Annotated in this window: 14 protein-coding genes and 1 riboswitch; of the genes, 9 read left to right on the forward strand and 5 right to left on the reverse strand. The window is 66.2% G+C overall.

Annotated features, from left to right (window positions below; genetic code table 11):
• Window positions 1-127 precede the first annotated feature (127 nt).
• Complete coding sequence (locus tag LPA35_RS11665; RefSeq protein WP_055401241.1) at window positions 128-2,113, reverse strand: monovalent cation:proton antiporter family protein; 1,986 nt, start codon at window positions 2,111-2,113, stop codon at window positions 128-130.
• 125 nt (window positions 2,114-2,238) lie between these two features.
• Here LPA35_RS11665 and LPA35_RS11670 point away from each other — a divergent pair, with 125 nt between their 5' ends.
• The 4 genes from LPA35_RS11670 (at window position 2,239) to LPA35_RS11685 (ending at window position 5,429) form a co-directional block, all read left to right on the forward strand.
• On the forward strand, window positions 2,239-3,240 hold the full coding sequence (locus tag LPA35_RS11670) for an SIS domain-containing protein (protein ID WP_228897095.1): 1,002 nt from the start codon (window positions 2,239-2,241) through the stop codon (window positions 3,238-3,240).
• 130 nt (window positions 3,241-3,370) lie between these two features.
• On the forward strand, window positions 3,371-3,931 hold the full coding sequence (locus tag LPA35_RS11675) for an HAD family hydrolase (protein WP_218300753.1): 561 nt from the start codon (window positions 3,371-3,373) through the stop codon (window positions 3,929-3,931).
• A gap of 67 nt (window positions 3,932-3,998) precedes the next feature.
• Window positions 3,999-4,622 carry an LPS export ABC transporter periplasmic protein LptC gene (gene lptC / locus LPA35_RS11680; RefSeq protein ID WP_121421699.1) on the forward strand — a complete coding sequence of 208 codons (624 nt, stop codon included), beginning with the start codon at window positions 3,999-4,001 and terminating at the stop codon, window positions 4,620-4,622.
• A 27-nt stretch (window positions 4,623-4,649) separates the two neighbouring features.
• Complete coding sequence (locus LPA35_RS11685) at window positions 4,650-5,429, forward strand: SDR family oxidoreductase (RefSeq protein WP_228897096.1); 780 nt, start codon at window positions 4,650-4,652, stop codon at window positions 5,427-5,429.
• A gap of 132 nt (window positions 5,430-5,561) precedes the next feature.
• Here the strand turns inward: LPA35_RS11685 and LPA35_RS11690 are convergent, their stop codons facing one another.
• Both LPA35_RS11690 and LPA35_RS11695 read right to left on the reverse strand, forming a co-directional pair.
• A complete protein-coding gene (locus LPA35_RS11690) occupies window positions 5,562-6,125 on the reverse strand; it encodes an RNA-binding protein (protein WP_228897097.1) in 564 nt (187 codons plus the stop codon).
• A 271-nt stretch (window positions 6,126-6,396) separates the two neighbouring features.
• Entirely contained in the window at window positions 6,397-6,789 is a 393-nt protein-coding gene (locus LPA35_RS11695) for an RNA-binding protein (protein ID WP_100408622.1), read from the reverse strand.
• A 333-nt stretch (window positions 6,790-7,122) separates the two neighbouring features.
• Window positions 7,123-7,308, forward strand: a riboswitch (yybP-ykoY riboswitch).
• Window positions 7,309-7,324: 16 nt separating this feature from the next.
• On the opposite strand from LPA35_RS11695, the gene LPA35_RS11700 reads away from it, so the two are divergent.
• The 4 genes from LPA35_RS11700 (at window position 7,325) to LPA35_RS11715 (ending at window position 10,934) form a co-directional block, all read left to right on the forward strand.
• On the forward strand, window positions 7,325-7,891 hold the full coding sequence (locus LPA35_RS11700; RefSeq protein WP_121421696.1) for a TMEM165/GDT1 family protein: 567 nt from the start codon (window positions 7,325-7,327) through the stop codon (window positions 7,889-7,891).
• A 132-nt stretch (window positions 7,892-8,023) separates the two neighbouring features.
• Window positions 8,024-9,154, forward strand: coding sequence for a homoserine O-acetyltransferase (locus tag LPA35_RS11705; protein WP_142149827.1), 1,131 nt, complete (start codon window positions 8,024-8,026; stop codon window positions 9,152-9,154).
• Complete coding sequence (gene metW, locus LPA35_RS11710; protein WP_108498592.1) at window positions 9,151-9,735, forward strand: methionine biosynthesis protein MetW; 585 nt, start codon at window positions 9,151-9,153, stop codon at window positions 9,733-9,735. The genes LPA35_RS11705 and metW overlap by 4 nt, the downstream gene beginning before the upstream one ends.
• 68 nt (window positions 9,736-9,803) lie before the next feature.
• Entirely contained in the window at window positions 9,804-10,934 is a 1,131-nt protein-coding gene (locus LPA35_RS11715) for a glycerophosphodiester phosphodiesterase (protein WP_228897098.1), read from the forward strand.
• Here LPA35_RS11715 and LPA35_RS11720 read toward each other — a convergent pair.
• Entirely contained in the window at window positions 10,918-11,553 is a 636-nt protein-coding gene (locus tag LPA35_RS11720; protein WP_218300761.1) for an NAD(P)H-dependent oxidoreductase, read from the reverse strand. The two genes, LPA35_RS11715 and LPA35_RS11720, sit on opposite strands and share 17 nt — an antisense overlap.
• Before the next feature lie 72 nt (window positions 11,554-11,625).
• Window positions 11,626-12,096, reverse strand: a complete 471-nt coding sequence (locus LPA35_RS11725; protein WP_228897099.1) for a MerR family transcriptional regulator — start codon at window positions 12,094-12,096, stop codon at window positions 11,626-11,628.
• Window positions 12,097-12,287: 191 nt separating this feature from the next.
• Here LPA35_RS11725 and otnI point away from each other — a divergent pair, with 191 nt between their 5' ends.
• Window positions 12,288-13,100 carry a 2-oxo-tetronate isomerase gene (gene otnI / locus LPA35_RS11730; RefSeq protein ID WP_218300763.1) on the forward strand — a complete coding sequence of 271 codons (813 nt, stop codon included), beginning with the start codon at window positions 12,288-12,290 and terminating at the stop codon, window positions 13,098-13,100.
• Window positions 13,101-13,293: the final 193 nt, after the last annotated feature.

Genomic DNA, 13,293 nt, shown 5'->3' on the forward strand with positions numbered 1-13,293 from the left:
GCACGCACTAGGCGAGAGATGCCAAGCAAGGGCCGCCCCGCAGCGAGGGCATCGTCCCCCTTCCCGGAGCGCGTAGCGCTTAGAGAGAAGGGGGAAGGCACGCAGTGCCTCAGGGGGATGTACCCTGCTACCCCCGCAACAACTTGTCCTCCGCCAGTGCCAGCGCCGCCGGGTGCCCTGAGAGCACCAGCGTGTCGCCTTCGGCCAGCTGTGCGTCGTCCTCCGCTGCGCTGATGTGGCCGTTGCCACGCCGCAGGTTCACCACCCGAACGCCCATGGCGGGCAGGGCCAGCTGGCCCAGGCTGCGGCCCAGGGCTGTGGAGCCGGGCGGCAGGTTGATGGTGGACAGGCGTTCTTGGTCGCGCTCGTTGGCCGTGTCGTCGTCGGCGCCGTGGAAGTAGCCGCGCAGCAGGTTGTAGCGCGCATCGCGCTGGTCCTGCACCAGGCGCAGCACGCGGCGCATGGGCACGCCCACCAGGGCCAGCGCGTGGCTGGCGAGCATGAGCGAGCCTTCGATCGCCTCGGGCACGACCTCGGTGGCGCCCGCCTCTTGCAGCTTGTCCAGGTGCAGGTCGTCCTGCGTGCGCACCACCACGGGCACCTGCGGTGCGTGCGAGCGCGCGTTGGCCAGCACCTTCAGGGCGGCCGGCACGTCGATGTAGGTGATCGCCACCGCGCTGGCACGCACCAGGCCAGCGGCCATCAGCGCCTGCAGGCGGGTGGCGTCGCCATACACCACCGAATCGCCCGCAGCGGCGGCCTGGCGCACACGGTCCGGGTCCAGGTCCAGCGCCATGTAGGGGATGCCTTCATGCTCCAGCATTCGCGCCAGGTTTTGTCCGCAGCGGCCGTAGCCGCAGATGATCACGTGTTTGCTGGTGTTGATGGATTTGCGCGCGATGGACGTCATCTGCAGCGACTGCTGCAGCCAGTCGCTGGCCACCAGCTTCATCACGATGCGGTTGCTGTACATGATGAGAAACGGCGTCGCCAGCATGGACAGCACCATGGCCGCCAGGATGGGGTTCATCAGCGCGGGCTGCACCAGCCCGTTGGCCTGCGTGAGCGACAGCAGCACAAATCCGAACTCCCCCGCCTGGGCCAGGTAGAGCCCGGTGCGCAGGGCCACGCCCGTGGTGGCCCCCATGCTGCGGGCCAGCACCAGGATGATCCCCAGCTTGACCACCAGCGGCACCGTCAGCAGGGCCAGCACCAGCGCCCAGCGGTCCACCAGGATGTGCCAGTCCAGCATCATGCCGATGGTGATGAAAAACAGCCCCAGCAGCACATCGTGAAACGGGCGGATGTCCGTGCCCACCTGGTGCTTGTACTCTGTCTCGGACACTAGCACGCCCGCGATGAAGGCGCCCAGCGCCAGGCTCAGCCCCGCCAGTTCGGTCAGCCAGGCCAGGCCCAGCGTGATCAGCAGCAGGTTGAGCATGAACAGCTCCTCGCTCTTGCGCCGCGCCACCAGCGTGAGCCACCAGCGCATGAACCGCTGCCCGCCCGTGAGCAGAATGCCCACCAGCACCGTGGCCTTGACCAGCGCCCACGCCAGCGCGGTCAGCAGCTGGTCTGACGAGGAACTCAGCGCGGGGATCAACACCAGCAGCGGCACCACGGCCAGATCCTGGAACAGCAGAATGCCCATCACGCGGCGGCCATGTTCGCTTTCGAGCTCGGCCCGCTCGGCCATGAGCTTGACCACAATGGCCGTACTGCTCATCGCCATCACGCCCGAGAGCGCCAGCGCCGTCTGCCAGCCCATATCCCACACGCCGCCCACCCAGCGGGAGAGCACCAGTGCCGCGCCGGTGACCACCACCATCGTCAGCACCACCTGCATCAGTCCCAGGCCGAACACCTGGCGCCGCATGGCGCGCAGCTTGGGCAGGCTGAACTCCAGCCCGATGGCGAACATCAGGAACACCACGCCAAACTCGCCCAGGTGCCGCACCCCTTCCGAGTTCTGCGTCAGCGCCAGCGCATGGGGGCCGATGAGCACCCCCGCAGCCAGGTAGCCGAGCATGGGTGGCAGCTTGAGGCTGCGGCAGACCACAACACCCAGCACTGCGGCCAACAGGTAAAGCAAGGTGAGGGCGAGTGAGGACATGGTTCGATGCTATCCGAGCCTTCCTGCGGCCCTCGGTGTTTTCTGTCCGAAGCAGGGTCCATGCCAGAGCCAGGGCAAAAAATCTGCCACCCGCGCAGGCATGCCCGGTCGATAGAATCCACCGGATGACCCCTGTGCCCGCCACGCTGCCCCCTTTTGACGCCGAACAGGCCCTGCGCCTGGCCCGCGAGACCTTTGACATTGAGGCGGCGGCGCTGACCGGGCTGGCGGCCCGCGTCGATGGCGTGTTTGCCGAGGCTGTGTTGATGGTGCTGCAGGCCCGTGGCCGCGTGGTGGTGATGGGCATGGGCAAAAGCGGCCACGTGGGCCGCAAGATTGCAGCCACGCTGGCATCTACGGGCACGCCAGCGTTTTTTGTGCACCCGGCCGAGGCCAGCCACGGCGATCTGGGCATGGTCACGGGCGACGACCTGGTCCTGGCGATCTCCAACAGCGGCGAAAGTGGTGAACTGACGGCCATCCTGCCCGTGCTCAAGCGCCTGGGCGCCCCGCTGATCGCGATGACCGGCGGGCTGCAGTCCACGCTCGCCCGCCATGCCGACCTGGTGCTCGACTGCAGCGTGGAGCGTGAGGCCTGCCCCCTGAACCTGGCCCCCACCGCCAGCACCACAGCCCAGCTGGCCATGGGTGACGCGCTGGCCGTGGCCCTGCTCGACGCCCGGGGCTTCCGCCCTGAAGACTTTGCCCGTTCGCACCCTGGCGGTGCGTTGGGGCGCAAGCTGCTCACCCATGTGAGCGATGTCATGCGCACCGGCAGCGAGGTGCCGCGTGTGGCGCCCGACGCCTCCTTCAGCGACCTCATGCGCGAAATGAGTGCCAAGGGCCTGGGCGCCTCGGCCGTCGTGGATGCCGCCGGCCAGGTGCTGGGCATCTTCACCGACGGCGACCTGCGCCGCCGCATCGAGGCCGGGGCCGACCTGCGCACTGCCACGGCGGGCCAGGTCATGCACCCCCACCCGCGCCGCATTGCCCCGGACGCCCTTGCGGTGGACGCCGCCGAAATGATGGAGGCGCATGCCATCACCAGCGTGCTGGTGGTGGATGCGGGAGGGGTGCTCACGGGGGTGGTGCACATCGGCGACCTGATGCGAGCCAAAGTCATATGACCTCATTGGATAGGCCCCCCCTGAGTCGCTTCGCGCCTTCCCCCCTTGAAGGGGAGACGCACCCCCTGGCCCGGCGAAGCCGGTTCCACGGGTGCACTGGCTTTGGCCGTGCTTGTTCAAACGCTGCGTGATGACTTCTGACGTGACCTTTCCGGTGCTGCAATTTCCCCCCGAGCTGCTGCTGCGCGCCCAAGGCGTGCGCATTGCCTTCTTCGATGTCGATGGCGTGCTGACCGATGGCGGCCTGTATTTCAGCGAATCGGGCGAAACGCTCAAGCGCTTCAATACGCTGGACGGGCATGGGCTCAAGCTGCTGCAAAAGGCAGGCATCACGCCTGCGGTCATCACGGGCCGCGACTCCGCACCGCTGCGCGTGCGCCTGAAGGCGCTGGGGGTCGAACACGCGGTGTTCGGCACCGAAGACAAACGCCCCGCCGCTGAGCAGATGCTGGCCACGCTGGGGCTGGACTGGTCCCAGGCTGCTGCGATGGGTGACGACTGGCCCGACCTGCCGGTGATGCGCCGCAGTGCTTTCGCGTGCGCCCCGGCCAACGCCCAGGCCGAAGTGCGCCACGCCGCCCATTTTGTGACGCAGGCCCGGGGCGGCGATGGTGCCGCGCGCGAACTGTGTGATCTGCTGCTGGTGGCCTCGGGCCGCTATGCCGCACTGCTGGCGGAGTACACAGCATGAACCGGGGTTTTCTGCGCTCTTTCCCCACCTGCCAGGTTGTCGTGCCTAGCCCGGAGGCAACACCGTGATGCGCAACTGGGTCCGCCAGGGCTGGGAACAGTTCTCGCTCTATCTGCCCGTCGTGCTCATGGGGCTGCTGGCGCTGGGCACCTGGTGGCTGGTGCGCAACGCGCCCATGCCCCTGCTGCCTGCCATCGAGCGCCAACAAGGCAACCAGCCCGACTATTTCATGAAGTCGTTCTCGGTAAAAAGCTTTGACGCGAGCGGGCGCTTGCAAAGCGAAGTGCAGGGCGAAGAAGCGCGGCACTACCCCGACTCCGACACGCTGGAGATCGACAAAGCGCGCATGCGCTCGGTGACGCCGCAGGGCCGCCTCACCGTGGCCACGGCAGACCGCGCCCTGACCAACGCCGATGGTTCGGAGGTGCAGCTGTTTGGCAATGCCATCGTCACGCGCGAGCCCCTGCCCGCCAAGCCTGGGTCACCCGCCCAGCCTCGGCTGGAGTTCCGCAGCGAATTCCTGCACGCCTACACCAACACCGAACGCGTGCGTTCCGACAAGCCCGTCACCCTCACGCGCGGCAATGATCGCTTCACGGCCGATGGCATGGACTACGACAACCTCGACCAGGTGCTGCAGCTGCGCGGACGTGTGCGTGGCGTGCTCCAGCCTGGCGCGGCCAAACCCTAGTACGCGTTGCCCACGTCCGGAACCTGCATGACCACTCCCCTTGTCTTCATCACCGGCGCGTCCAGCGGCATCGGCCAGGCCCTGGCCCTGCGCTTTCACCGGTCGGGCTACCGCCTGGCCCTGGTGGCGCGCCGCACTTCTGAGGTCAAAACATGGGCTAGCGCTCAAGGAATAAGCGCTGACAGCTACGAAATTTATAGTGCAGATGTAGCCGTGACCGACAGCATCGTTGCTGCGGGCCGCGATTGCATCGCACGCCAAGGGGTGCCTGACGTGGTCATTGCCAATGCGGGCATCAGCGTGGGCATGGACACGGCAGTGCGCGACGACATCGAGGTGATGGCACGCACCTTTGCCACCAACAACATCGGCGTGGCGGCCACCTTCCACCCCTTTGCCGACGCGATGGCGCAGCGTGGCAGCGGCACGCTGGTGGGCATCGGCAGCGTGGCAGGCATCCGTGGCCTGCCCGGGCATGGTGCGTATTGCGCCAGCAAGGCGGCCGTCATCAGCTACTGCGAGAGCCTGCGCGGGGAGATGCGCCCCCACGGAGTGCGTGTGGTCACCATTTCTCCGGGCTACATCGACACGCCGCTCACCCGTCAGAACCGCTACAGCATGCCGTTTCTGATGCAGGCCGATGATTTTGCGGACCGTGCCTTCCGGGCCATCACGGCCGCTGTCAGCTACCGGGTCATCCCCTGGCAAATGGGGGTGGTTGCCAAGTTGCTGCGCATGGTGCCGAACGTGCTGTTCGACAAGCTGCTGGCCGGGCGCCCGCGCAAGCGGCGGCAGAGCGAGCAGTAGCTCTTAGGTCCACCGGAGGTGGTTTTTGGCCGCCGGTTCGGGGCGGTCCTGGCTGCGATAGAAGCAAGCCGTGGCGGCCGGGCATGAAAAAAGCCCCCGAGGGGGCTTTCAGAGAAACGTCGCAGGTCTGCTTCAGTAGCCGTTGCCACCACCGCCACCATAGCCGCCACCACCGCCGTTGCGGCCACCGCCGCCACCGCCGCCACCGCCGTTGCGGGAGCCAGAGCCGTAGGGGCTGCGGAATCCGCCTTCGCTGCGGCCACCGCCACCACCGCCGCCGTAACCGCCGCCGCCCTCGCGGCCGCCGCCATAGCCACCACCGCCGCCGCCTTCACGGCCACCGCCGTAACCGCCGCCACCACTGCGACCACCGCCGCCGCCGTAACCGCCACCACCGCCACCACCGCCGCCACCGCCGCCAAATCCGCCACTGCGGGGTGGGCGGGGCTCCATGGGGCGTGCTTCGTTCACGACGATGCTGCGGCCACCCAGTGGCTGGCCATTCATGCCATTGATGGCGGCTTGGGCTTCCGCGTCACTGCCCATTTCCACGAAACCAAAGCCCTTGGAGCGGCCTGTGTCGCGCTCCATCATGACCTTGGCGCTGGTCACTGCGCCGAATTGGCCAAAGGCCTGTTCGAGATCGCTGTCGCGCACCGAGTACGGCAGGTTGCCGACGTACAGTTTGTTGCCCATTGAGGGACTCCTCAAAAACACATGGAAAAAGCGATGGAGTCCCGAAAACGCAGCCAGCTAATCTCAATGACGCTCTCAGCGCGAAACTGACGGATCACCGCAAACTTTAAGCGGGGGAAACCCCGCTGGCTCATTATGCGCCACACTTTTGCGGAAAAAGCAAGCGGCAATGCCGACTGTGGTGGCGATGCCGCGCAGGCATGAAAAAAGGAGCCCAGGGGCTCCTTTGTTTTGCCTTTGGCAGACCGCAAAGGTCTGCCAGCAAGGTCTTTTAGTAGCTGCTACGGCCACCGCCGTAACCACCACCACCGCCGCCACCGCTACGGCCACCGCCGTAACCGCCGCCGCCACCACCGCCGTAGCCGCCGCCACCACCGTTGCCGCCGCCGAAGCCGCCGCTACGGGGAGCGCGGGGCTCCATGGGACGGGCTTCGTTGACCACGAGGTCACGGCCGCCGAAATTGGTGCCATGCACGCCTTGGATGGCGGCTTGGGCTTCAGCATCGCTGCCCATTTCGACAAAGCCGAAACCCTTGGAGCGGCCGGTGTCGCGCTCCATCATGACCTTGGCGCTGCCGACCGAGCCGTACTGGCTGAAGGTCTGTTGCAGATCTTCGTCGCGGAAAGAGTAGGGCAGGTTGCCCACGTAAAGTTTGTTGCCCATGAAGGACTCCTGAAAAAACACAAAAACGCGATGGAGTCCGACGCAATCAACAAACCTGTGACGACTTCAAAGACGCGAAACTGACCATTCACCGCTAAGCTAACTGCTTTCCTGCAAGCAGAAAAGCGAACCCATTATTAATCACTTTATGAGGCGTGTGGGGTTTATTTCTGGATCAAGCCATCCATCCTGCACAAATTTGTGGGTATTTTGGAGCGTGCAACGGCGGTTTTCAGGGGAAACCCGCAGGGTCTGAACGGCCATCCGAACCTGGCCCGTCGCCACCTTTCGGCAACCACCCGCCTGTTTTCCCTGTCGGAAGCAGGGTAAAATCCGCGAGTCTTTGGGGAGTAGCCCGCCCGGCAGCGCAATGCGCCGGGGGCATGCGTCAACACACTTGGGTTCTTCGAAACCCATGGCGTATGCGGCTTTTGAGCTGGGCGAGACCATTGACTGCAAACCGATCCACATGGCCGGAGTCGGGGTGCAGTCAATGCGTTTTCCACCCATCCGGCCGGATAGGACCCCCTCCCCCATGGAAGCCTTCTTCATTTCTACCGCCATCGTCGCGCTCGCCGAGATGGGCGACAAGACGCAGCTGCTCGCGCTCGTGCTGGCCGCACGTTTCCGCAAACCCTGGCCGATCGTGCTTGGCATCCTGGTGGCGACCCTGGTGAATCACGGCTTGGCCGGGGCTTTGGGCGCCTGGGTGACCACGTTCCTCGGCCCCCAGGTGCTGCGCTGGATCCTGGGTGCATCGTTCATCGCCATGGCGGTGTGGATGCTGATCCCCGACAAGCTTGACGAAGGTGAGGCCGATGGCTCGCCGCGCTGGGGTGTGTTCGGCACCACGGTGGTGGCGTTTTTCCTGGCCGAGATGGGCGACAAGACGCAGATCGCCACCGTCATGCTGGCCGCGCAGTACAACGCCTACCTGTGGGTGGTGGCGGGCACCACGCTCGGGATGATGATCGCCAACGCGCCGGTGGTATGGCTGGGCGAGCGCATCACTCGCCGCGTGCCCATTCGCGCCGTCCATGTGGTCTCGGCGGTGATTTTTCTGGTGCTGGGGTTGGTGGCGATCTTCACGCCCGCCGGGTGAGCAGCAGCGGCCGTTTTGGTATATTTGCCAGACGCGCCGATTTGCCACAGCTTGCGGGCGCTTTATAAATCCTGCTAAAGACCCGTCCGACACATCCGCCCGGCCTCGTTTTTAGCGACGCCGGGTTTTTTTATGTCGTTTTTTGCCACGCCCCAGTCCATGCATTTTCCGGAGGTGCTCCCGCTGCAAAGCGGTGCGTCCATCCGCGACTACCACCTGGCCTACGAGACCTACGGCACGCTCAATGCCGACCGCTCGAACGCCGTGCTCGTGTGCCACGCCCTCAATGCCTCGCACCACGTCGCGGGCGTCTACGCCGGGCAGGACAAGAGCGAGGGCTGGTGGGACAACATGATCGGCCCCGGCAAGCCCGTGGACACCGACCGCTTCTTCGTGATCGGCGTGAACAACCTGGGCTCCTGCTTTGGCTCCACCGGCCCCATGCACAACCATCCCGATACGGGCGAGGTCTATGGCGCGGACTTCCCGGTGGTCACGGTGGAAGACTGGGTCAACGCCCAGGCCCGCCTGCTCGACCGTCTGGGCATCCAGCAACTGGCCGCCGTGCTGGGCGGCAGCCTGGGCGGCATGCAGGCATTGAGCTGGACGCTGCAGTACCCCGAGCGCATGCGCCACGCGGTGGTGGTGGCCAGTGCGCCCAACCTCACGGCCGAGAACATCGCCTTCAACGAAGTGGCCCGCCGCGCCATCGTGACCGACCCGGACTTCCACGGCGGCCACTTTTACCGCCACGGCGTGATCCCCAAGCGTGGCCTGCGCATCGCCCGCATGATCGGCCACATCACGTACTTGAGCGACGATGTGATGAACGAGAAGTTCGGCCGACAGCTGCGCGAAGGCCTGGAACTGAAATACAGCACCCAGGACATCGAGTTTCAGATCGAAAGCTACCTGCGCTACCAGGGCGACAAGTTCAGCGACTACTTCGACGCCAATACTTACCTGCTCATCACCCGCGCGCTCGACTACTTCGACCCCGCGCGCACCCATGCCGGCAACCTCACGCGGGCCCTGGCCCGGGCGCAGGCCAGGTTCCTGCTGGTGAGCTTCACCACCGACTGGCGCTTTTCGCCCAAGCGCAGCCGCGAGATCGTGAAGGCCTTGCTCGACAACCGCCGCAGCGTGAGCTACGCCGAGATCGACGCGCCCCACGGGCACGATGCCTTTTTGCTCGATGACGCCCGGTACATGGGCGTCATGCGCTCTTACTTCGATAGCATTGCCAAGGAGTTGCAACCATGACCGAAAAAGCGGCGATGCAAGCCCTGGCGCGCCTGGTGCCCCCCGGCTCGCGCGTGCTCGACCTCGGTTGCGGCAACGGCGCCATGCTCGACTACCTGCAGCGCGAGCGCGGCTGCAGTGGCTATGGCGTGGAGATCGACGACGCCAACGTGCTGGCCTGCGTGCAGCGCGGGGTGGATGTGATCCAGCTCAACCTCGACGAGGGGCTGGCCATGTTCGACGACAACAGCTTTGACGTGGTGCTGCAGATCGACACGCTGCAGCACCTGCGCAATGCCGAGACCATGCTGCGCGAGACAGCGCGCGTGGGCCGCACGGGTGTGGTGGCCTTCCCTAACTTTGCGCACTGGCCCAACCGCCTGTCCATCCTGCGCGGGCGCATGCCGGTGACGCGGCGCCTGCCCTACCAGTGGTACGACACGCCCAACATCCGTGTGGGCACCTACAAAGACTTCGAAGTGCTGGCCACCAAGAACAGCCTGCGCATCCTCGACTCCTTCGGGCTGCAGGACGGGCAAGAGGTGCGTTGGCTGCCCAATGCACGCGCGGGCACGGCCGTTTTTCACTTCGAACACGCGTAGGCATCCTCGCGACACGACGCTGTCAAACGCATCGGCTAAGGTGCGGGCTCTGCTTGTAGGAGACCCGCATGAAACGCACTGCACTGCGCGCCGTGACTGCCGCCGCGCTGCTCACCACCTGGGCGCTGGGCGCCGTGGCCCAGGCCTGGCCACCCACCCCCACCGTCATTGCCCACCGGGGCGCCTCGGCGCTGCGGCCAGAGCACACGCTGGCCGCCTACCAGCAGGCCATTGACGACGGCGCCGACATCATCGAGCCCGACCTGGTGATCACCAAGGACGGCGTGCTGGTGGCGCGGCACGAGAACGCCATCGCCATCCTGGGCGCCGATGGCTCTGTGAAGGAAGCCACCACCGACGTGGTGGACCGCCCCGAGTTTGCGGGCCGCAAAACCACCAAGACCATTGACGGCCAGGCCATCACCGGCTGGTTCACCGAAGACTTCACCCTGGCCGAACTCAAGACCCTGCGCGCCCGCGAGCGCATCCCCGCGCAGCGCCCGGCCAACGTGGCCTACAACGGTCGGTTCGAGGTGCCCACGTTGCAGGAGGTGATCGACCTGGCCAAGGCGGCCACAGCCAAGACGGGCAGGACCATCGGCATCTACCCCGAGACCAAACACCCCACCTACTTCCAGTCCATCGGCCTGCCGCTGGAGGCGCCGCTGCTGGCCGTGCTGGAGAAAAACGGCTGGAACCACAAGGACGCGCCCGTGTTCGTGCAGTCCTTCGAGGTCAGCAACTTGCAGGCGATCCGCAAACTCAGCAGCGTGCGCCTGGTGCAGCTGGTCGCGCCTTCGGGCCGGCCGTATGACTTTGTGGCGCAGGGCGCGGCCAACACGCGCGCTTATGCCGACCTGATCACGCCCGAAGGCCTGAAGCAGGTGGCCACCTATGCCAATGCCATCGGCCCGTTCAAGACGCTGGTGGTGCCGGTCAAGGATGGCGTGCCGGGCGAACCCACCCCGCTGGTGGCGCGCGCCCGCGCCGAAGGCCTGGGCGTACACATCTGGACGCTGCGGCCCGAAAACGCCTTTCTGCCCGCCGGGCTGAAAAAGGCGCCCGCCACCGATGGCACCGTGCGCGGCGACAGCGTGGGTGAGATCACGGCCTATCTGCGCGCAGGCATCGACGGCTTCTTCACCGACGACCCGGCCGTGGGCCGAGCTGCCGTTCAAGCATTCATGGCGACGAAGTGACGGGTGCCGGGCGCGGCTTGCCCGGCGCGGAGCGTGCCCCCTGGCGCTGCCCCAGTTGCCTCGCCTTTTCCACCCACTGCGCCAGCCGCTCGGTGCTGGCGCTGCGCACCGGGCCAAAGCTGTGCACCTGCACGGGGCTGATGCCGCAGAACTCCAGGATGGCCTTCTTCATCTGGTGGTGCCCTGGCATGCGTGTGACCCAGCGGAAGTACCAGGGCGGCGAGTCCATGGTCACCAGCAGCTCGGCCGATCGGCCGGCCAGCAGCTTGTCCCACAGTGATGAGCCTTTGCGGTACTTGAAGGCATAGCCGGGCAGCAGCACGCGGTCGATAAAACCCTTGAGCAGCGCGGGCATGGCGCCCCACCAGATCGGATAGACCCACACCAGATGGTGCGCCCAGGTGATGTCTGCCTGCGCGGCCAGCAAATCGGGTTCCAGCGGCTGGGCAGCGCCATAGCCCTGGAACAGGGGGTTGAAGGTCAGCTGACCCACGTCCAGAAACCGCACCTGCGCCCCTGCGCGCCTGGCGCCCTCGGCATAGGCACGTGCCATGCCTGCGCACAGGCTCTCGGCGGTGGGGTGGCCCAGGATGACCAGAATGTTTTGTTGCTCTGCCACAGACGCTCCATCACGGTGTTGTTGATGGCGCCATGGTCACCCTGCCCCACGGGGCAGAGTCAAGCGGTCAGGTCAAGTCGCGGTGAATCTCGCAGCGCCCGCCGTGGTCGCTGCACCAAATTGCGCGGGGTTGTGCGCTGGAGGTGCCACCGCCAGTGTGGAGGGCGCGGCGCAGGCTTCGGGTGCCATGGGCACGGCCAGCGTGTCGCAGGTGTGCAGCTCGGCTTCCAACAGCGCCAGCTGCGCGTCCAGCGCTGACAGGCGCGCCAGCTCCTGCGCCACGGCGGCCCGCCGCCCGGCCACCAGCTGGGCCATGCGTTCCCAGCCTGCAGCGGTGTCGATGTGGGGCAGGCCATCCAGCTCCGACAGCCGAAAACCCAGCGCCTGGGCCTGGCGGATCAGCAACACGCGGGCCACATCGGCCTCGCCATAGTGGCGGTAGCTGCCTGCGCGCGCCACCGTGCCCAGCAGGCCCCGGGCCTCGTACAGCCGGATGGCCTTGGGCGTGGTGCCGGTGCGTTGGGCGAGTTCTCCGATGCGCATTGGGTGTCCTGGTAGGAGAGCAAAATACTATTAAATTAATAGCTACTGGCGCTTATCCATTAAGCGCTAGGTGCCAATTTTGCTCATATTTTTCATGGGTGGAGCCTGGTTGAGGCTTGTCAAGGGCTGCTGGCCCCGATGCTGCACGATAAGCTGCTGCGCTCTGATTCCACCTTCCGCCCGCGCCCGCCATGCCCCAGTTTGCCGCCAACCTGAGCCTGATGTACACCGAGCTGCCGTTTCTGGACCGTTTTGCCGCTGCGGCGCGCGACCGGTTCACGGCGGTGGAGTTCTTGTTTCCCTATGCCTTCGAGCCCGTCGAGGTGGCGGCCCGGCTTGCGGACAACGGCTTGCAGCTGGTGCTGTTCAATGCCCCGCCTGGCGGCACCGACCGCAGCCGCATGGCGGCGGCGTGGGACCAGAACGCGCGCGGCACCGCAGCGCTGCCTGGGCATGAGGCCGAGTTCCGCGCGGGCGTGCAAGAAGCCCTGCGCTATGCCGAGGTGCTGGGCTGCCCGCGCATCCACGTGCTCTCGGGCATCGTGCCGCCCGGCGTGGAGCGCGAATCCCTCAAGGACCTGTGCGTTGGCAATCTGCGCTGGGCGGCGGCCGAGGCTGCGCGTGCGGGGTGCGACATCCTCATCGAGCCCATCAACCTGCGCGACATGCCGCGCTACTTTCTGAACCGGCAGGATCACGCGCACGAGCTGCTTGATGCGGCGCAGGCCCCCAACCTCAAGGTGCTGATGGACCTCTACCACTGCCAGATCGTGGAGGGTGACGTGGCCACCAAGCTGCACCAGTACCTGCCCACGGGCCGGGTGGCGCATGTTCAGATTGCCGGTGTGCCCGGGCGCCACGAGCCGGACCGGGGGGAGCTGAACTACCCCTTTCTCTTCGACACCATCGACGCGTTGGGCTACGGCGGCTGGGTCGGCTGCGAATACCGGCCCGCAGCGGGCACCTCGCAAGGCCTGGGCTGGATGACTGGGAAGATCCGCTGAGTCGCTTTGCGCCTTCCCCCTACGCCTTCGTTGTGGGGCGGTACTTGCTCGGCGTCCTCGGCTTGGGCAGTGCCAGTTTCGCAGGCCATGACTCACACATCGGCGGCGTTGAGGTACGCAGCTTTGCGTAAGGGAATGCGTGAATAAATGTAACAAGCCTCTGGACGTAGAGTGACCGCAGACCGGCGACAGC

The organism is Acidovorax sp. Leaf73, assembly GCF_916855635.1.
Lineage (GTDB): Bacteria > Pseudomonadota > Gammaproteobacteria > Burkholderiales > Burkholderiaceae_C > Acidovorax > Acidovorax facilis.

Bases quoted from the DNA above. Each gene is read 5' to 3' on its own strand.
- LPA35_RS11665 (WP_055401241.1), bottom strand. From the start codon at position 2,113: ATGTCCTCACTCGCCCTCACCTTGCTTTACCTGTTGGCCGCAGTGCTG.
- LPA35_RS11670 (WP_228897095.1), top strand. From the start codon at position 2,239: ATGACCCCTGTGCCCGCCACGCTGCCCCCTTTTGACGCCGAACAGGCC.
- LPA35_RS11675 (WP_218300753.1), top strand. From the start codon at position 3,371: ATGACTTCTGACGTGACCTTTCCGGTGCTGCAATTTCCCCCCGAGCTG.
- lptC (WP_121421699.1), top strand. From the start codon at position 3,999: ATGCGCAACTGGGTCCGCCAGGGCTGGGAACAGTTCTCGCTCTATCTG.
- LPA35_RS11685 (WP_228897096.1), top strand. From the start codon at position 4,650: ATGACCACTCCCCTTGTCTTCATCACCGGCGCGTCCAGCGGCATCGGC.
- LPA35_RS11690 (WP_228897097.1), bottom strand. From the start codon at position 6,125: ATGGGCAACAAACTGTACGTCGGCAACCTGCCGTACTCGGTGCGCGAC.
- LPA35_RS11695 (WP_100408622.1), bottom strand. From the start codon at position 6,789: ATGGGCAACAAACTTTACGTGGGCAACCTGCCCTACTCTTTCCGCGAC.
- LPA35_RS11700 (WP_121421696.1), top strand. From the start codon at position 7,325: ATGGAAGCCTTCTTCATTTCTACCGCCATCGTCGCGCTCGCCGAGATG.
- LPA35_RS11705 (WP_142149827.1), top strand. From the start codon at position 8,024: ATGTCGTTTTTTGCCACGCCCCAGTCCATGCATTTTCCGGAGGTGCTC.
- metW (WP_108498592.1), top strand. From the start codon at position 9,151: ATGACCGAAAAAGCGGCGATGCAAGCCCTGGCGCGCCTGGTGCCCCCC.
- LPA35_RS11715 (WP_228897098.1), top strand. From the start codon at position 9,804: ATGAAACGCACTGCACTGCGCGCCGTGACTGCCGCCGCGCTGCTCACC.
- LPA35_RS11725 (WP_228897099.1), bottom strand. From the start codon at position 12,096: ATGCGCATCGGAGAACTCGCCCAACGCACCGGCACCACGCCCAAGGCC.
- otnI (WP_218300763.1), top strand. From the start codon at position 12,288: ATGCCCCAGTTTGCCGCCAACCTGAGCCTGATGTACACCGAGCTGCCG.